Origin of the sequence: Bradyrhizobium sp. 87 (assembly GCF_023073015.1) — a bacterium.
GTDB classification, from domain to species: domain Bacteria; phylum Pseudomonadota; class Alphaproteobacteria; order Rhizobiales; family Xanthobacteraceae; genus Bradyrhizobium; species Bradyrhizobium canariense_D.
Genome location: NZ_JADPIQ010000048.1, coordinates 35,182 through 53,228 on the forward strand (window position 1 = coordinate 35,182; position 18,047 = coordinate 53,228).

At 64.4% G+C, this 18,047-nt stretch carries 14 protein-coding genes; 3 read left to right on the forward strand and 11 right to left on the reverse strand.

What is annotated here, in order from left to right; genetic code table 11:
* Nucleotides 1-10: 10 nt before the first annotated feature.
* From atpD to IVB50_RS09765, 4 genes are all read right to left on the reverse strand, one after another.
* Nucleotides 11-1,453, reverse strand: coding sequence for a F0F1 ATP synthase subunit beta (gene atpD, locus IVB50_RS09750; RefSeq protein WP_007598896.1), 1,443 nt, complete (start codon nt 1,451-1,453; stop codon nt 11-13).
* A gap of 52 nt (nt 1,454-1,505) precedes the next feature.
* Nucleotides 1,506-2,381 carry a F0F1 ATP synthase subunit gamma gene (locus IVB50_RS09755; protein ID WP_026233891.1) on the reverse strand — a complete coding sequence of 292 codons (876 nt, stop codon included), beginning with the start codon at nt 2,379-2,381 and terminating at the stop codon, nt 1,506-1,508.
* A gap of 153 nt (nt 2,382-2,534) precedes the next feature.
* Nucleotides 2,535-4,064 (reverse strand): F0F1 ATP synthase subunit alpha, encoded by a 1,530-nt coding sequence (gene atpA, locus IVB50_RS09760; RefSeq protein ID WP_018459843.1) that lies wholly within the window; start codon nt 4,062-4,064, stop codon nt 2,535-2,537.
* Nucleotides 4,064-4,624, reverse strand: coding sequence for a F0F1 ATP synthase subunit delta (locus tag IVB50_RS09765; protein WP_027566412.1), 561 nt, complete (start codon nt 4,622-4,624; stop codon nt 4,064-4,066). The genes atpA and IVB50_RS09765 overlap by 1 nt, the downstream gene beginning before the upstream one ends.
* Before the next feature lie 647 nt (nt 4,625-5,271).
* Between IVB50_RS09765 and IVB50_RS09770 the strand changes: the two genes are divergently transcribed.
* Complete coding sequence (locus tag IVB50_RS09770) at nt 5,272-5,781, forward strand: septal ring lytic transglycosylase RlpA family protein (protein WP_026233889.1); 510 nt, start codon at nt 5,272-5,274, stop codon at nt 5,779-5,781.
* A gap of 197 nt (nt 5,782-5,978) precedes the next feature.
* Here the strand turns inward: IVB50_RS09770 and IVB50_RS09775 are convergent, their stop codons facing one another.
* The gene (locus IVB50_RS09775) at nt 5,979-8,189 is read right to left on the reverse strand and encodes a primosomal protein N' (protein WP_247295765.1); all 2,211 of its coding nucleotides are present in this window, start codon (nt 8,187-8,189) and stop codon (nt 5,979-5,981) included.
* A gap of 112 nt (nt 8,190-8,301) precedes the next feature.
* Here IVB50_RS09775 and IVB50_RS09780 point away from each other — a divergent pair, with 112 nt between their 5' ends.
* Nucleotides 8,302-9,267, forward strand: coding sequence for a tyrosine recombinase XerC (locus IVB50_RS09780; RefSeq protein ID WP_018459839.1), 966 nt, complete (start codon nt 8,302-8,304; stop codon nt 9,265-9,267).
* A 4-nt stretch (nt 9,268-9,271) separates the two neighbouring features.
* On the opposite strand, the gene IVB50_RS09785 is transcribed toward IVB50_RS09780, so the two are convergent.
* Nucleotides 9,272-9,844 carry a hypothetical protein gene (locus IVB50_RS09785; RefSeq protein WP_247295767.1) on the reverse strand — a complete coding sequence of 191 codons (573 nt, stop codon included), beginning with the start codon at nt 9,842-9,844 and terminating at the stop codon, nt 9,272-9,274.
* Between the two features lie 117 nt (nt 9,845-9,961).
* Between IVB50_RS09785 and IVB50_RS09790 the strand changes: the two genes are divergently transcribed.
* Nucleotides 9,962-10,552, forward strand: a complete 591-nt coding sequence (locus IVB50_RS09790; protein WP_026233888.1) for a DUF4337 domain-containing protein — start codon at nt 9,962-9,964, stop codon at nt 10,550-10,552.
* Between the two features lie 158 nt (nt 10,553-10,710).
* On the opposite strand, the gene IVB50_RS09795 is transcribed toward IVB50_RS09790, so the two are convergent.
* From IVB50_RS09795 to IVB50_RS09815, 5 genes are all read right to left on the reverse strand, one after another.
* Nucleotides 10,711-11,241, reverse strand: a complete 531-nt coding sequence (locus IVB50_RS09795; protein WP_018459836.1) for a hypothetical protein — start codon at nt 11,239-11,241, stop codon at nt 10,711-10,713.
* Nucleotides 11,242-11,274: 33 nt separating this feature from the next.
* Entirely contained in the window at nt 11,275-12,675 is a 1,401-nt protein-coding gene (lpdA, locus tag IVB50_RS09800) for a dihydrolipoyl dehydrogenase (protein ID WP_247295770.1), read from the reverse strand.
* Between the two features lie 56 nt (nt 12,676-12,731).
* The gene (locus IVB50_RS09805) at nt 12,732-13,481 is read right to left on the reverse strand and encodes an SDR family oxidoreductase (RefSeq protein ID WP_026233887.1); all 750 of its coding nucleotides are present in this window, start codon (nt 13,479-13,481) and stop codon (nt 12,732-12,734) included.
* Between the two features lie 64 nt (nt 13,482-13,545).
* On the reverse strand, nt 13,546-14,781 hold the full coding sequence (gene odhB, locus IVB50_RS09810; protein ID WP_026233886.1) for a 2-oxoglutarate dehydrogenase complex dihydrolipoyllysine-residue succinyltransferase: 1,236 nt from the start codon (nt 14,779-14,781) through the stop codon (nt 13,546-13,548).
* A 179-nt stretch (nt 14,782-14,960) separates the two neighbouring features.
* A complete protein-coding gene (locus tag IVB50_RS09815) occupies nt 14,961-17,930 on the reverse strand; it encodes a 2-oxoglutarate dehydrogenase E1 component (RefSeq protein WP_018459832.1) in 2,970 nt (989 codons plus the stop codon).
* Nucleotides 17,931-18,047: the final 117 nt, after the last annotated feature.

Genomic DNA, 18,047 nt, shown 5'->3' on the forward strand with positions numbered 1-18,047 from the left:
CCTTCGCAGCTTAGGCCGCCTCGGCCGCCAGCTTCTTGCCCTTCTCGATCGCCTCTTCGATGGTGCCGACCATGTAGAAGGCGGCTTCCGGCAGGTGGTCGTACTTGCCTTCGCAGAGGCCGCGGAAGCCCTTGATGGTGTCCGCGAGGTCGACGAACTTGCCGGGCGAGCCGGTGAAGATTTCGGCGACGTGGAACGGCTGCGACAGGAAGCGCTCAATCTTGCGGGCGCGGGCCACCGTCAGCTTGTCCTCTTCCGAAAGCTCGTCCATGCCGAGAATGGCGATGATGTCCTGCAGCGACTTGTAGCGCTGCAGCACCTGCTGGACCTGACGCGCGGTGTCGTAGTGCTCCTGGCCGACGACGAGCGGCGAGAGCATGCGCGAGGTCGAGTCGAGCGGGTCCACCGCCGGATAGATGCCCTTTTCCGAGATCGCGCGGTTCAACACCGTGGTGGCGTCCAAATGCGCGAACGAGGTCGCGGGCGCCGGGTCGGTCAAGTCGTCGGCCGGAACGTAAATGGCCTGCACCGAGGTGATCGAACCCTTCTGCGTGGTGGTGATGCGCTCCTGCAGCGCGCCCATGTCGGTGGCGAGCGTCGGCTGGTAACCCACGGCGCTCGGGATACGACCGAGCAGCGCCGACACTTCAGAGCCGGCTTGGGTGAAGCGGAAGATGTTGTCGACGAAGAACAGCACGTCCTGGCCCTGGTCGCGGAAGTGCTCGGCGACGGTCAGACCGGTGAGGCCGACGCGGGCGCGAGCGCCGGGCGGCTCGTTCATCTGGCCGAACACCAGCGCGCACTTCGACTTGACGCTCGGATCCGGATTATGCGGATCGGCGTTGACCTTGGACTCGATGAACTCGTGATAGAGGTCGTTGCCCTCGCGGGTACGCTCGCCGACGCCGGCGAACACGGAGTAACCACCGTGCGCCTTCGCGACGTTGTTGATCAGCTCCTGAATCAGCACGGTCTTGCCGACGCCGGCGCCGCCGAACAGGCCGATCTTGCCGCCCTTGGCGTAGGGCGCGAGCAAGTCGACGACCTTGATGCCGGTGACGAGAATTTCAGCTTCGGTCGACTGGTCGGTGTAGCTCGGCGCTTCCTGGTGGATGGCGCGCATGCCTTCGGACTGGATCGGACCGGCTTCGTCGATCGGCTCGCCGATCACGTTCATGATGCGCCCGAGCGTGCCTGCACCCACCGGAACCGAGATCGGCTGACCGGTGTCGGTCACTTCCTGGCCGCGGACCAGACCTTCGGTCACGTCCATCGCGATCGTGCGCACGGTGGACTCACCGAGATGCTGTGCAACTTCCAGCACGAGGCGGATGTTGCCGTTCCTGGTTTCCAACGAATTCAGAATGGCCGGCAGATGGCCTTCGAACTGAACGTCGACGACGGCGCCCATGACCTGGGTGACGCGACCGACCTGGGTAGCTGCTGTAGCCATGAAGCTCTCCTTCGAAATTCTTTACTTGAACGACCGTCGTTTGGTTCGTGCGTCAGACCGCCTCGGCGCCGGAGATGATCTCGATCAGCTCCTTGGTGATCTGGGCTTGACGGGTTCGGTTGTAGATCTGGGTTTGCTTGCGGATCATTTCGCCGGCGTTGCGGGTGGCGTTGTCCATGGAGCTCATCTGCGCGCCATAGAACGAGGCGTTGTTTTCCAGCAGCGCACGGAAAATCTGCACCGCGATGTTCCGCGGCAACAGGCCGGAGAGGAGTTCGTCTTCCTCCGGCTCATAGTCGTAGGACGTCGACGGCGCGGTCGCCGCCTTTTCTTCCACGGTCAGCGGAATGATCTGCTGCGCGGTCGGGACCTGGGCGATCACCGACTTGAACTGCGCGTAGAACAGCGTGCAGACGTCGAATTCGCCGTTATCGAAGCGGGCCAGCACCTTCTTGGCGATGTCGTCCGCGTTGACGAAGCCGAGCTGACGAACGCCGCGCAGGTCGAGATGCTCGACGATCTGCTTGTCGTACAGGCGGCGGAGCTGCTCGTAGCCCTTGCGGCCGACGCAGAAGAATTTGACTTCCTTGCCCTGCGCCAACAGCGCCTGGGCGCGCTCGCGCGCGAGGCGCACGATCGAGGAGTTGAACGCGCCGGACAGACCACGCTCGCCGGTGCAGACCAGCAGTAGGTGAACCTGATCCTTGCCGGTGCCGGCCAGCAGCACCGGGGCGCCGGGCGAACCGGCGGCAGCGCTGGCGATGTTGGAGATCACCGCGCTCATCTTGTCGGCATAGGGCCGCGCCGCCTCGGCCGCTTGCTGGGCGCGGCGCAACCGGGACGCCGCGACCATCTGCATGGCCTTGGTGATCTTCTGCGTCGCCTTGGTGGAGGCGATGCGGACGCGCATGTCTTTAAGTGACGCCATTCTTCGTTCACCCCGGCGGTTCGACCCCTTGGATCAAGCCGCTAGCCTATCCCAGTCGTCATGCCCGGGCGTGTCCCGGGCATCCACGTCTTCGTTTCCATGCAGTGAGGCACGGAAGGCCGGGACAAGAAGCCCGGCCTTGCGACCGTTCTCTTATGCGAAGCTCTTGGCGAAACCTTCGACCACCGACTTCAGCTTGGCGGCGGTGTCGTCGGAGAGATCGCGGCTGTCGCGGATCGCGTTGAGGATCTCGACGTTCTTGCCGCGCAGCAGCGACAACAGACCGTCCTCGAACGCGCGCACCTTGTTGACCGGCAGCGGGTCGAGATAGCCGTTGGTGCCGGCCCAGATCACGCAGACCTGCTCTTCCATCTTCAGCGGCGCGAACTGCGGCTGCTTCAGGAGCTCGGTCAGACGCGAGCCGCGATTGAGCAGGCGCTGGGTCGAGGCGTCGAGGTCGGAGCCGAACTGCGCGAACGCCGCCATTTCGCGGTACTGCGCGAGCTCGCCCTTGATCTTGCCGGCGACCTTCTTGGTGGCCTTCGTCTGTGCCGAGGAGCCGACGCGCGACACCGACAGACCGACGTTCACCGCGGGGCGAATGCCCTGGAAGAACAGGTCGGTTTCCAGGAAGATCTGGCCGTCGGTGATCGAGATGACGTTGGTCGGAATGTAGGCCGACACGTCGTTGGCCTGGGTTTCGATGACCGGCAGCGCCGTCAGCGAGCCCGAACCCTGGTCCTTGTTCAGCTTCGCCGCGCGCTCGAGCAGGCGGGAATGCAGATAGAATACGTCGCCCGGATAGGCTTCGCGGCCCGGCGGGCGGCGCAGCAGGAGCGACATCTGGCGGTAGGCGACGGCCTGCTTGGACAAATCGTCATAGATGATGACGGCGTGCATGCCGTTGTCGCGGAAGTACTCGCCCATGGTGCAGCCGGTGAACGGCGCGATGTACTGCATCGGTGCCGGATCCGACGCGGTGGCGGCGACGATGATCGAATATTCGAGCGCGCCCTGCTCTTCCAGCACCTTCACGAACTGGGCAACCGTCGAGCGCTTCTGGCCGATCGCGACGTAGACGCAATACAGCTTGATGTTCTCGTCCGGCTGCGCGTTGAGCGGCTTCTGGTTGAGGATGGTGTCGAGCGCGATCGCGGTCTTGCCGGTCTGACGGTCGCCGATGATCAGCTCGCGCTGGCCGCGGCCGATCGGGATCAGGGCATCGATCGCCTTGAGGCCGGTCGCCATCGGCTCGTTCACCGACTTGCGCGGAATGATGCCGGGCGCCTTGACGTCGACGCGCATGCGCTTGTCGGCCTGGATCGGGCCCTTGCCGTCGATGGGGTTGCCGAGCGCGTCGACGACGCGGCCGAGCAGGCCCTTGCCGACCGGCGCGTCCACGATGGCGCGGGTGCGCTTGACGGTCTGACCTTCCTTGATCTCGCGGTCAGCGCCGAAAATAACGATACCGACGTTGTCGGTTTCGAGGTTCAGCGCCATGCCGCGGGTGCCGTTCTCGAATTCGACCATTTCACCGGCCTGGACGTTATCCAGACCGAAAACGCGAGCGATACCGTCGCCGACGGACAGCACCTGTCCGACTTCGGAGACTTCAGCTTCCTGGCCGAAATTCTTGATCTGGTCCTTGAGGATCGCGGAAATTTCCGCGGCGCGGATGTCCATCAGCCTGCCTCTTTCATCGCGTGCTTGATCGAATTGAGTTTGGTGCGAAGCGAGCTATCGATCATTCGGCTGCCAAGCTTGACCACGAGGCCACCGATGATCGAGGGATCGACCTTCACGTTGAGCGCGACGTCCTTGCCGGTCACCGACTTCAGGGCAACCTTGAGGGCGTCGAGATTCTTGTCCGAGAGCGCCTCCGCCACGGTGACGTCGGCCGTCGCCTCGCCCTTGAACTTGGCGACCAGGGCGCGATAGGCGCGGATGACGTCAGCCACCGCGAACAGGCGGCGGTTGGCGGTCAGCACTTTCAGGAAATTGGCGGAGATGCCGGCGATGCCGGCCTTGTCCAGCACGGCCGAGAGGGCTCTGGACTGGGCATCGGCCGCGAACACGGGGCTGCGGACGAGGCGCTTCAGATCGGCGCTTTCGTTCAGCATGCCCTCGAATTTTTCGAGATCGGCTTTGACCTCGTCGACCACTTTCTGGTCGCGGGCCAGTTCAAACAAGGCCGTTGCATAACGGCCCGACACACCGGAAACGGACGTATCTTCTGCAGCCACAGACGTGCTCTTTTTGCTGTCAAACTCGCAAGGGAAAAACCGTCGCCACGAAGCGGCGCCTAGCGATCCAAGCCCTTGGAATTCAAGCGGGACTTCGATTTTCGACCCCGCACGGAAGTGCCGGGCTCGTTAAAATCGCGGCTTTGCTAACATAGCAGGCGCGCACGTGCAACATGACGCCAAATTAAAGGCATGACGTTCTGTCGCCAGTTCGTCGCACTCCACGACGACGCGACGACGACCTTGCCATGCCGCGGAATTGCCACAGCGCTTAAGCCCAACCCTGAGCCGAGGCCGGCGATTGGTTCCTGCCCTCAGCGCATAGCCGCCATGAACACGGATCGCTGAGGCGTGATTCCAGCCCTCCCGGCTCCACTCGCCGAATACTTTCTGAATTCTAAATGCGGAAAGCGATGACTTCGTTTTACAGTATTCGCGAGTAATATAGAGGTTAACAAACTGCTAAATTCCAATATTACGGAATGTCGGCCGAATATCCCTGCCGGTAACAAGATATTACACAGCGACACAGAACGGATTTACTGCCCAATTCACGCCTCATTAGGAATCGAAACGCGATCCCGCTCGCAAACTTACGGGGGCTCCACTTGCCACATATGTGGCAATACTAGCTTAGGGACCAATATATGCTTTGTTTGAAGACGCTGGGCTCAGTGACCCGGCCGCGTAAGGCGATCGCCTTTGTTGCCGCAACTCTTCTCATCGGGGGAACTGCCACCGAAGCTTCCGCCAAATCCCGCCATCACCATCGCTATTCCCACCATCATCACCGCCACCACGCCCAGACCGATGCCAACACGACCTCCGATTGGCGTAACGCCAATGCATCGATGACGCCGTCGCAGGGCACCGGACGTTCCTTCTCCGGCATGGCTTCCTTTTACGGGAACGAGTCCGGCAGCAGGACCGCCTCCGGCCAGCGCTTCAACCAGAACGCCATGACCGCGGCGCACCGTTCACTGCCGTTCGGCACCAAGCTGCGTGTCACCCATGGCGGCTCGAGCGTCATCGTCACCATCAACGACCGTGGCCCGTTCATCCGCGGCCGTGTCCTCGACCTCTCCACGGGCGCTGCCCGTGCCATCGGCCTCACCGGCGCCGGCGTCGGCCGCGTCACTGCCGAAGTCGTCTCCTAAAGCGCGACGCCTGAAACAAGCTCGCCGTCTTGGGGGACGGCGGGCTTTTTGTTTGTTCTTCCGCCGTTATTGCGAGGAGCGGAGAGACGAAGCAATCCAGACTGCCTCCGTGGAGGGATTCTGGATTGCTTCCGCCTTCGCTAAAGCTTCGGCGGACAAGTCGCTGCGCTCGCAATGACGGGGAGTTTTGCAGCTCCTTACAAAAAGCTCTGCGGATCGACGTCGACTTCGAGCTTTTGATTGCCCTTCGGCTTCGGGCATGCGGCAAGCCAGTTGCGCAGATAATCCGACAGGTCGAAGCCGCGCGCCGATTTCACCAGGATGCGGAAGCGGTAGCGGCCCTTGATGACCGCGAGCGGGGCTTCCGCCGGGCCCAGCACCACAACGCGTTCGTCGCGCGGCGCGAGCGCAACGAGGTGGCGGCCAAAGCCTTCGGCGCTCGGCCGGTCGCCGGCGGAAATGATCAGGCTCGCGAGCCGCCCGAACGGCGGATAGAGCGTGCGTTCGCGCAAATCGATCTCGCTATCGTAGAACGCTTCGCGGTCGCAGGCGATCAGCGCCTTCATCACGGGATGATCGGGCTGGTGGGTCTGGAGATAACCGATGCCACGGCCCTGCTCGCGCCCGGCGCGGCCGATCACCTGGTTGAGCAACTGCCAGGTGCGCTCGGAGGCGCGCGGATCGCCATTGGACAGGCCGAGATCCGCATCGACCACGCCCACCAGATTGAGCCGCGGAAAATTGTGGCCCTTGGCGACGAGCTGGGTGCCGATGATGACGTCGACGCGGCCCTCCGCGATGTCGTTCAGCTCGGAGCGCATCGTCTCGATCGAGGTGATGAGATCGCTCGACAGCAGCATGGTGCGGGCCTCCGGGAACAGCGCCGCCGCCTCCTCCTGCAAGCGCTCGACGCCGGGCCCGACCGCGACCAGCGATTCCTCCGCCGCGCAATGCGGACAGGTTTGCGGGCGCGGCATCGAGAAGCCGCAATGGTGACAGACGAGGCGCTGGCGGAAGCGGTGATCGACCAGCCAGGCATCGCAGATGGTGCAGGCGAAGCGATGGCCGCAGGCGCGGCACAGCGTCAACGGCGCATAACCGCGGCGATTGAGGAACAGTAGCGCCTGCTCGCGCCGCTCGATCGCGGTCCTGATCTCGGACGCCAGCCGCGGCGAGATGAAGCGGCCGCGCGCCGGCGGCTCGCGGCGCATGTCAATGGCCTCGATATGTGGCATGTGCTGGCCGCCGAAGCGCGACGGCAGAGCGATGCGCTGATAGCGGTTCTTGCGCGCATTGACCTCGGATTCGACCGACGGCGTCGCCGACGCCAGCACGATCGGAACCTTTGCGATATGCGCGCGCACCACCGCCATGTCACGGGCGTGATAATGCACGCCCTCGTCCTGCTTGTAGGCTTGGTCGTGCTCTTCATCGACCACGATGAGGCCGAGATTGGCGTAGGGCAGAAAGAGCGCCGAGCGCGCGCCGACCACAACCGGCGCGCTGCCCTCGGAGATCGCCGCCCAATTGCGCGCGCGGGTGCGCGGCGTCAGCTCGGAATGCCATTCCAGAGGGCGCACGCCAAAGCGCTGCGCGAAGCGATCGAGGAACTGGCCGGTGAGCGCGATCTCCGGCATCAGGATGAGCGACTGTTTTCCGCGGCGGATCGCCTCGGCGACGGCTTCGAAGTAAACCTCGGTCTTGCCCGAGCCGGTGACACCGTCGAGCAGCGCGACGTGAAAGCTGCCGTTGGCGGCGAGTGCGCGCATGGCATCGACCCCGGCGCGCTGAAGCGGCGAAAAATCCGGCCGGCTGAAATCCGGATCTGGGGCCGGCGGCGGCGGAGGCGGGGGCATCGGCTCGACCGAGAGCGTTCCTTCGTCGACGAGGCCGTCGATCACGCCGGCCGAAACCCCGGCCTCTCTGGCCGCCTCGGACTTGCCGTGCAGCAGCCGGTCCGACAGCACCTCGATCAGGCGCTGCCGCGCCGGCGTCAGACGTTTTGGCGGATCGCCGACCAGGCGCACGCCGGCGCGCACCCGCTCGGGGCCGAGGTTTTCGCCCATCCGCAGGCACATGCGCAGCACCATGCCGCGCGGGCTCAACGTGTAATTGGCGATCCAGTCCACGACCGCACGCAGCTCGGGCTTCAACGGCGGGATGTCGAGCTTTTCGCTGACCTCCTTGAGGCGGTTGTGCAGGCGCGGATCAGGATTGGCGTTTTCGGCCCAGACCACGGCGAGCACCTCGCGCGGGCCGAGCGGCACGCCAATAATATCGCCCGCCTTCAGCTCCATTCCGCGCGGCACCTTGTAGGAATAGGTCTGGTCGAGCGCGACCGGCACCAGCACGTCGACCATGCGGGTCGCGTTGGCGGAGACGGCGTTGCTGCGCGACGTGTGATCCATGGAGGGGGAATCGGAACCCGGGGGCTTCAAGGCTAGCGCCCTGAGGCGGCCTTAGCGAACGATAAACGAGTGTGATGCGATATACTGAGTGGAATCACCACGTCCAGAGCGCATGAGCAAAGCGGCCGCCCCACAAATCGAGCTCGCCAGCGCCGATCCTGACATCGCGCGGGAGATGACGCGCTGGCTGTCGCATCTCGGCGCGGAGCGGCGGCTGTCGCCGAAGACGCTGGAAGCCTATGCCCGCGATTTGCGGCAGTGCCTGATTTTCCTCTGCGGCCATTGGGGCGAGCGAGTGACGCTAAAGCGTTTCGCCGCGCTGGAGGCCACCGATATCAGAGCCTTCATGGCGATGCGCCGCGCCGACGATATTGCCGGCCGCAGCCTGATGCGCGCGCTCGCGGGCCTGCGCTCGTTCGGCCGCTTTCTCGAGCGCGAAGGCAAGGGCAAGGTCGGGGCGCTCTCGGCGATCCGCGCGCCGAAAGTCGCAAAGAGCCTGCCCAAGCCGCTGCCGATGGCGTCGGCCAAACGTCTTGCGGACGCCGACGAGCGCGCCGGCGAGGACCGCGAGACCTGGATTCTTGCGCGCGACGCCGCCGTGATGGCTCTCCTCTACGGCTCAGGCCTGCGCATCTCCGAAGCGCTGGGGCTGACGCGCCGCGAGGTCCCGCGTCCCGGTGAAGGCGACGTGCTGATCGTGACGGGCAAAGGCAACAAGACCCGCATGGTGCCGGTGCTCCAGAACGTGCTCGCACTGGTGCAAGAATACGTTTCCATGTGCCCGTATCCGCTGCCGGCGGAGGGGCCGATCTTCGTCGGCGCACGCGGCGGGCCCTTGAGCCCGCGCATCATCCAGCTCGCGATGGAGCGGCTGCGCGGCGCGCTCGGCCTGCCCGACAGCGCCACGCCGCACGCGCTCCGGCATTCCTTCGCCACGCACCTGTTGTCACGCGGCGGCGATTTGCGCGCGATCCAGGAATTGCTCGGCCATGCCTCGCTCTCGACCACGCAGATCTATACCGGCATCGATGCCGAGCGGCTGCTGGAAGTCTATGCCAGCGCGCATCCGCGCCGATAGCGGCTCAGTTGGCGAGATACTCGATATCGTAGACGTAGTTCGAGCCGCGCCCGACCTCGACGCGGACCATCGGCCTGAACGTCTCCAGCCGCTCGTACAGCGGCGCCGTGACCTTCACCGGTTGGCCCGCGATGCGAACGAGACAGTCCGCTTTGCGGCGGCTACCTGACCTCCACGCACGATCGACACGGCCTTCGATCACAAGGCGGGACGTCAGGTGATCGAGAAACAGCATTCGTCCGGCATACCATGCAAGACCGCTGCCGAGCAGCACGATCAGGATCATCGAGGCGAACGCCTTCGCCTGGTCACGCCATGAGCCGTACAGCGGAGGTTGTCGCAGCTGCGAGCCGACGATAATCAGGCCCAGAACAACGAGGCCGACATGGACGTCGTTGACTGCGATGATCGAGCTCTTGTCATAAAACCGCAACAGGCCGATGTAGGTCAGGCCAAGCGCGAGGACAATCTTGCCGACGAACGGAAAGGCCGCGGTGTTGCGGGCCTTCAGCAGCGCAAGCGCGGATGCGAGGATGGAAGGCCAGACGCAGGCTGCGATGAATTCCGCTGTGGTCATGGGACAGGACTAGATCAGCCCCGACGCGAAACCCTTAATTGCAACGGCCATCGCGGCTTGCCACTTGCGCCCGTCGCGCAGTTCGGTCAATCGTTGGTAAACAGGCAGGAGGGATTTATGAGCGCACATGAAAGCATGGAGCATGCCGAGCACGCCGAACACGCGTCCGGCTCGAACAAGAAGATCGCGCTCCTGATCGCGGTTCTGGCGCTGTTCCTGGCGATCTCCGAGACGCTCGGCAAGGGCGCCCAGACCGAATCGATCAGCAAGAACGTCGAGGCCTCCAACCTCTGGGCGTTCTTCCAGGCCAAGAGCATCCGCCGCACCGTGGTGCAGACCATGGCCGACCAGGGCAAGCTCATCCTCGGCGCGGCGAGCGACGAGGCCAACAAGGTGGCCGTGCAGAAGCAGATCGAGGACTGGCAGAAGACCGCGCAGCGCTACCGCTCCGAGCCGGAGACCGGCGAAGGCACCGAGCAGCTGGCCGAAAAGGCCAAGCACGCCGAGCATGAGCGCGACGAGGCGACTGCGAAATATCATCACTTCGAGCTGGCGTCCGCCGCCTTCCAGATCGGCATCGTGCTGGCCTCAGCCACCATCATCACCGGCATGCTGCCGCTCGCCTGGATCGCGGGCCTGCTGTCGCTTGCCGGACTTGGGATGACCATGCTCGGCGCATGGTCGCCGCATCTGCTGCATCTGCATTGAGGCTCGTAGCCCGCATGAGCGCAGCGACATGCGCGCTGTCATGCCCCGGCTTGACCGGGGCATCCAGTACGCCGCGGCTTCTCCGTAGCCATTGCCGTCTCTGGAATACTGGATCGCCCGGTCAAGCCGGGCGATGACAGCGAGTCTGCGGTGAGGCTTCACCGCGCTTCGTGCACGCTCTTGCGAAAGCGCTGGATCAGGCGGAGCGTGCGGGAGGACCAGCCTTCGCCGTTGCCGGCGATCAGCTCCTTGATGCGTCGCTTGACCGGATCGACCAGCTCGGCGGCCTTGGCACGCAGCTTCAGCACCAGATCATAGAGCCGCTCGAACCACGCCATCTCCATCAGCTTGTCGCGCGTCACGTCGAACACGAAGGCGGTGACGCCGACCCCGAGCAGCTTTGCGAACACGATGGTGAAGACCGCGCTGGTCCAGTATTCGTGCGTGAGCAGCCACAGGCCAACCAGCTTGAGCGGAAACAGCGGGACGATCGGTACAGCGAACACGATCAGCGTCATCGCTGGCGACAGCGCATCGACGCGGTCCGACAGCCATTGCTTGAACCGCGCAAGCGGGACGATTGCGACAACCCGCGCGACGATCGGTTCGAGATGGTCCCACAGCCAGGCTTCGATCAGGAAGATGATCGCAAGCAGGACCCAGACCGGTTGAAGCAGGCGGCGTAGCATGTGTTTCCCGCCCGATTCGGCGCTGGGCGCGACCTACATATGGATGGCCCGCTTGCCGACTGCAAGCGCGGCTTCCTTGATGGCCTCGGAGCGCGTCGGGTGCGCGTGGCACGTGCGCGCGAGATCCTCCGCGCTGCCGCCAAACTCCATGAGAACGGCTGCCTCATGGATCATTTCGCCGGCTTCGCGGCCGATAATGTGCACGCCGAGGACGCGATCGGTCTTCGCATCTGCGAGAATCTTCACAAAGCCGTCGGTGGTCTGGTTGACCTTGGAGCGCCCGTTGGCGGTAAAGGGAAACTTTCCGACCGTATAAGCCACGCCCGCCTGCTTCAGCTCCTCCTCGGTCTTGCCGACGGAGGATACTTCCGGCGTGGTATACACGACGCCTGGGATAACATCGTAGTTCACGTGGCCGGCCTGCCCGGCGATGATCTCGGCAACCGCGACGCCTTCATCCTCGGCCTTGTGCGCGAGCATCGGGTCCGCGACGACGTCGCCGATGGCATAGACGCCCTTCACGCTGGTGGCGAAATGCGGGTCGATCTGCACGCGGCCGCGATTGTCGAGTGCAACACCGGCTTCCTTCAGTCCGAGCCCCTCCGTGTACGGCACACGGCCGATACAGACGAGAACGACGTCGGCCTCCAGCGTCTCGGCAGCGCCCCCCGCGGCGGGCTCGATCGTCGCCTTCAGCGTCTTGCCGGAGGTGTCCACGCCCGTGACCTTGGCACTGAGCTTGAAGGCAAAGCCCTGCTTCTCCAGGATGCGCTGGAATTGCTTGGCGATCTCGCCGTCCATGCCGGGCAGGATGCGGTCGAGGAATTCGACGACGACCACTTCGGCGCCGAGACGGTGCCAGACCGAGCCGAGCTCGAGGCCGATCACGCCGGCGCCGACGATCAGCAACTTGCCGGGGACCTTGTCCAGCGACAGCGCACCGGTCGACGACACGATGCGGGTCTCGTCGATCTCGATGCCCTTGAGCCGCGCGATGTCCGAGCCGGTGGCGATCACGATGCTCTTGGTTTCGACGACCTGCGACTTGCCGTCGGCGGAGATCTCGACCTTGCCGGTGCCGAGAATCTTGCCGGCGCCCTTGAGCACGTCGATCTTGTTCTTCTTCATCAGGAACTCGACGCCCTTGACGTTGCCGTCGATGCCCTGCTGCTTGAAGTTCATCATCGCAGGCAAATCGAGCTTCGGCGCGGAGACGCTGACGCCCATCTTGGCGAAGGAATGCCCGGCCTCCTCGAACATTTCGGAGGCATGCAGCAGCGCCTTCGACGGCATGCAGCCGACATTGAGGCAGGTGCCGCCGAGCGTCGCGTTCTTTTCCACCACGGCGACTTTCATGCCGAGCTGCGCTGCACGCACCGCGCAGACATAACCGCCCGGTCCGGTGCCGATGACGACGAGATCGTAGGTAGCCATGAGAGAAAGTCCCGTAAGTTTAGCGTTGAAGGATGTGTCAGCGTCCGCGCGGCGCGTCAGCGTCCGCCGGACACATCGAGAATGGCTGAGGTAACGTAGGAGGCATCGTCCGACATCAGCCAGACGATGGCATTGGCGACTTCATCGGCCGTACCGACGCGCTTCATCGGCACCATATGGGCCAAGCGATGGGCGCGGTCGGGCTCACCGCCGGCAGCGTGGATTTCGGTGTCGATCAGGCCGGGGCGGATGCCCGCGACGCGAATGCCCTCGCCGGCAACCTCATAGCCGAGGCCGATGGTGAAGGAATCGATCGCGCCCTTGGACGCGGCATAGTCGACATAGGTGTTCGGCGCGCCGAGCTTGGCCGCAACCGACGACAGATTGACGATGACGCCGCCCTGGCCGCCATGCCTGGTCGACATCCGCTTCACGGCTTCGCGCGCGCAGAGGATGGAGCCGGTGACGTTGACCGCCATCACACGCTGGATGCGCTCGGCCGACATCTCGTCGACGCGCACGCCGCTGGTCCCGACAATACCGCCATTGTTGACGAGCGCGCCGAGCGTGCCGAACGCGTCCGCGGCCTTGAACAGCGCCAGGATGTCGCTTTCCTCGGCGACGTCGCATTTCACCGCGATGGCCTTGCCGTTGCTGGCCGCGATCTCGGCGACCACCTCATCGGCGGCCGTCTTGTTGCTGGCATAGCCGACAACGATCCGGAAGCCGCGTGCCGCGGCGGCAATTGCGGTCGCACGGCCGATGCCGCGGCTGCCGCCGGTGATGACAACGACTTTATCCGTCACGCGCGCCTCCATAGTTCGACACGCGCCGTCGCGAAAGGCGACGGCGCTCGCAGAGCATCAGCGATCAGAGATCGAGCACCAGGCGCGCCGGATCTTCCAGGCTCTCCTTGACGCGGACAAGGAAGGTCACGGCTTCCTTGCCGTCGATGACGCGGTGATCGTAGGACAGCGCCAGATACATCATCGGGCGGACCTCGATCTTGCCGCCGACGACCATCGGCCGCTCCTGGATCTTGTGCATGCCGAGGATGCCGGACTGCGGCGCGTTCAGGATCGGGGTCGACATCAGCGAGCCGTAGATGCCGCCATTGGTGATGGTGAAGGTGCCGCCCTGCATCTCGTCGATCTTGAGCTGGCCGTCGCGGGCGCGGCGGCCGAAATCGGCGATGCCCTTCTCGATGTCGGCGATCGACTTGTTGTCGCAGTCGCGCACCACGGGCACGACGAGGCCCTTGTCGGTGCCGACGGCGACGCCGATGTGATAGTAGTTCTTGTAGATCAGATCGGTGCCGTCGATCTCGGCGTTGACGGCCGGGATGTCCTTCAGCCCCTGGACGACGGCCTTGGTGAAGAAGCCCATGAAGCCGAGCTTCGAGCCATGCTTCTTCTCGAACGCATCCTTGTAGTGGGCACGCAGCGCCATGACGTTGGTCATGTCGACCTCGTTGAAGGTCGTGAGCATCGCGGCGGTGTTCTGCACGTCCTTGAGGCGGCGCGCGATGGTCTGGCGCAGCCGGGTCATCTTGACGCGCTCTTCGCGGGCGGCGTCATCGGCCGGCGACGGTGCGCGGACCTGAACCGCTGCGGCCGGCTGGTTGACGGGGGTCGGCGCCGAGGCCGCACGCTCGATCGCGGCGAGCATGTCGCCCTTGGTGACGCGCCCGTCCTTGCCGGAGCCGGGAACGGTCGAGGCATCGACGCCGGTCTCGGCCGAGAGCTTTCGCACGGAGGGAGCGAGCGGCGCATCGGCCGGTGGCGCCTTCGCCGCGGCGGGAGCAGCAGCGGCCGCAGGAGCGGCAGCCGCGGGCTTCGCGGGCGCAGCTGCCGGCTTGGCAGCGCCGGCGGCGCCTTCGGTAATCTGGCCGAGCAGCGCGCCGACGGCGACGGTGGCACCATCGGCGGCGATGATCTCGCTCAGCGTGCCGGCTGAGGGCGCCGGGACTTCGATGGTGACCTTGTCGGTCTCGAGCTCCACCAAGGGCTCGTCGACGGCGACGGGATCGCCGGCCTTCTTGAACCAGCGGCCGATGGTGGCCTCGGTGACGGATTCGCCGAGGGTCGGCACACGAATTTCAGTCATGGTCTTTTCCTTAAGGAGATCGCCAATGCGGACATAGGTGCAGATGTCAGCGCCCGCGGATGCGGGCGATCCAGTACGCCGTGACAGTCGTGATAGAGACGGGCGGCGCGGAATACTGGATCCCCCGCCCCGGTGCGCAATTGCGCACAAGGCGGGGCATGACGAGGTGTAAAAACTTCTCAGCTCAATGCTTCGTCCAGGAACGCCTTCAGCTGCGCCTGATGCTTCGACATCAGACCCGTGGCGGTCGCAGCGGAGGCGGCGCGGCCGACATAACGCGGACGCCGGCTCGCACCGTTCACCTGGTTCAGCACCCACTCCAGATAGGGCTCGATGAAGTGCCAGGCACCCATGTTGCGCGGCTCTTCCTGGCACCACACCACTTCGGCCTTCTTGAAGCGCGACAGTTCGGCCACCAGCGCCTTGAGCGGCACCGGATAGAGCTGCTCGACGCGCATCAGATAGATGTCGTCCATGCCGCGCTTCTCGCGCTCCTCGTAGAGGTCGTAATAGACCTTGCCCGAGCAGAGCACGATGCGGCGGATCTTCTCGTCGGGAACGAGCTTGATCGCTTCGCTCGGCAGCATCTGGGCGTCGTCATAGAGGATGCGGTGGAAGGTCGTTCCCTTCGCGAGCTCCTCGAGACGCGACACCGCCCGCTTGTGACGCAGCAGGGACTTCGGCGTCATCACGATCAGCGGCTTGCGGATCTCGCGATGAAGCTGCCGGCGCAGCACGTGGAAGTAGTTCGCCGGCGTGGTCGGATAGACCACCTGCATGTTGTCTTCCGCGCACATCTGCAGATAGCGCTCCAGACGCGCCGAGGAGTGCTCCGGTCCCTGGCCTTCATAGCCGTGCGGCAGGAGGCAGACGAGGCCGGACATGCGCAGCCATTTGCGCTCACCCGAGGAGATGAACTGGTCGAACACGACCTGCGCGCCGTTGGCGAAGTCGCCGAACTGCGCTTCCCACAGGGTGAGCGTGTTCGGCTCGGCGAGCGAATAGCCGTATTCGAAGCCGAGCACGGCTTCTTCCGACAGCAGCGAGTTGATGACCTCGTAATGGCCCTGCTCGTGACCGAGATGGTTGAACGGCGTGTAGCGGCTCTCGTCTTCCTGGTCGATCAGGACCGAGTGGCGCTGCGAGAAAGTGCCGCGCTCCGAATCCTGTCCGGACAGGCGGACATGGTGGTTCTCGTTGAGCAGCGTGCAGAACGCCAGCGCTTCGCCGGTCGCCCAGTCGATGCCCGTGCCGCCGTCGATCGCCTTGGCGCGGTTTTCTAGGAAGCGCTGGATCGTGCGGTGGACGCGGAAACCGTCCGGCACCTTGGTGATCTTGCGACCGATGTCCTTCAGGGCGGCGATGTCGACGCCGGTGACGCCACGCCGCGCATCTTCTTCCTGATCGGCGATCTTGAAGCCGGCCCATTTGCCGTCGAGCCAATCGGCCTTGTTGGGCTTGTAGCCGGAGCCGGCTTCGAGTTCGGCATCGAGCCGCGCGCGCCAGTCGGCCTTGGCCTTCTCGACCTCGCCCTCGGTCAACACGCCTTCGCTGATGAGGCGGCGGGCGTAGAGTTCGAGCGTCGACGGATGGGCCGCGATCTTCTTGTACATCACCGGCTGGGTGAAAGCCGGCTCGTCGCCCTCGTTATGGCCATGCCTGCGGTAGCAGAACATGTCGATGACGACGGGCTTGTGGAATTTCTGCCGGAACTCGGTCGCAACCTTGGCCGCGAACACGACGGCTTCCGGATCGTCGCCGTTGACGTGGAAGATCGGCGCGTCGATCATCTTCGCCACGTCGGACGGGTAAGGCGACGAACGGGAATAACGCGGATAGGTGGTGAAGCCGATCTGGTTGTTGACGATGAAGTGCACGGAGCCGCCGGTGCGGTAGCCCTTCAGGTCCGACAGGCCGAAACATTCCGCGACCACGCCCTGGCCGGCGAACGCGGCGTCACCGTGCATCAGCAGCGGCATCACCGAGATGCGCATATCCGGCGGATCGCCGTGCTGATCCTGCTTGGCGCGGACTTTTCCGAGCACCACGGGATCGACGATCTCCAGATGCGAGGGGTTGGCGGTCAGCGACAGATGGATGCGGTTGCCGTCGAACTCGCGATCCGAAGACGCGCCGAGGTGATATTTGACGTCGCCCGAGCCTTCGACCGCATCAGGATTGGCCGAACCGCCCTTGAACTCGTGGAACAGCGCGCGATGCGGCTTGCCCATCACCTGGGTCAGGACGTTGAGGCGGCCGCGGTGCGGCATGCCCAGCACGACCTCCTTCACGCCGAGATTGCCGCCGCGCTTGATGATCTGCTCGAGCGCGGGGATCAGCGATTCAGCACCGTCCAGGCCGAAGCGCTTGGTGCCGGTGAACTTGGTGTCGCAGAATTTCTCGAAACCTTCGGCTTCGACCAACTTCATCAGGATGGCACGGCGACCTTCGCGGGTGAACGAGATTTCCTTGTCCGGCCCCTCGATCCGCTCCTGGATCCACGCCTTCTGCGCCGCGTTGGTGATGTGCATGAACTCGACGCCGAGCGTCTGGCAGTAGGTGCGCTCGCAGATCGCGGTGATTTCGCGCAAGCTGGCGTATTCGAGACCGAGCACATGGTCGAGGAAGATCTTGCGGTCGAAATCGGCTTCGCTGAAGCCGTAGGTCCGCGGGTCGAGCTCTTCGCGATTGCGCTGGGCTTCGATGCCGAGCGGATCGAGCTTGGCGTGGAAGTGACCGCGCATGCGGTAGGACCGGATCAGCATCAGGGCCCGGACCGAGTCGCGGGTGGCCTGGAGAAGGTCGGCGGAGGAGAGGCCGCCGCTCTTATCGCCACCCTTGGCCTGCGCCTTGGCAGCGATCTTGGCTCCGACCGTCTTCTCGACTTCCGCCCAATTGCCGTCGAGCGCGGAGGTCAGATCATCCTGCGGGGTCAGCGGCCAGTTGGCGCGCTCCCAGGACGGGCCTTGGGCGTTCTTGCTGATGTCACCCGGCTGGTCGTTGAGGCTCTTGAAGAAGTCCTGCCACTCGGCATCCACCGAGGACGGGTCCTTCTCGTAGCGGGCGTAGATTTCGTCGATGTAGGTGGCGTTGGTGCCCTGCAAAAAGGAGGAGAGGGCAAAGGCTGCGTTCGCGTCTTGGCGAGACATACTTGAGTTCCTGGCGATTTCGGTTCGCGCATAACAAACGGCGCTGGCGCTGGGCTCCCCGGCAGAGGACCAGCGCGACAGGCACCATTTACCCTATTTGCTGCGAAACTTCGCCCG

Bases quoted from the DNA above. Each gene is read 5' to 3' on its own strand.
- atpD (WP_007598896.1), bottom strand. From the start codon at position 1,453: ATGGCTACAGCAGCTACCCAGGTCGGTCGCGTCACCCAGGTCATGGGC.
- IVB50_RS09755 (WP_026233891.1), bottom strand. From the start codon at position 2,381: ATGGCGTCACTTAAAGACATGCGCGTCCGCATCGCCTCCACCAAGGCG.
- atpA (WP_018459843.1), bottom strand. From the start codon at position 4,064: ATGGACATCCGCGCCGCGGAAATTTCCGCGATCCTCAAGGACCAGATC.
- IVB50_RS09770 (WP_026233889.1), top strand. From the start codon at position 5,272: ATGCTTTGTTTGAAGACGCTGGGCTCAGTGACCCGGCCGCGTAAGGCG.
- IVB50_RS09775 (WP_247295765.1), bottom strand. From the start codon at position 8,189: ATGGATCACACGTCGCGCAGCAACGCCGTCTCCGCCAACGCGACCCGC.
- IVB50_RS09780 (WP_018459839.1), top strand. From the start codon at position 8,302: ATGAGCAAAGCGGCCGCCCCACAAATCGAGCTCGCCAGCGCCGATCCT.
- IVB50_RS09785 (WP_247295767.1), bottom strand. From the start codon at position 9,844: ATGACCACAGCGGAATTCATCGCAGCCTGCGTCTGGCCTTCCATCCTC.
- IVB50_RS09790 (WP_026233888.1), top strand. From the start codon at position 9,962: ATGAGCGCACATGAAAGCATGGAGCATGCCGAGCACGCCGAACACGCG.
- IVB50_RS09795 (WP_018459836.1), bottom strand. From the start codon at position 11,241: ATGCTACGCCGCCTGCTTCAACCGGTCTGGGTCCTGCTTGCGATCATC.
- lpdA (WP_247295770.1), bottom strand. From the start codon at position 12,675: ATGGCTACCTACGATCTCGTCGTCATCGGCACCGGACCGGGCGGTTAT.
- odhB (WP_026233886.1), bottom strand. From the start codon at position 14,781: ATGACTGAAATTCGTGTGCCGACCCTCGGCGAATCCGTCACCGAGGCC.
- IVB50_RS09815 (WP_018459832.1), bottom strand. From the start codon at position 17,930: ATGTCTCGCCAAGACGCGAACGCAGCCTTTGCCCTCTCCTCCTTTTTG.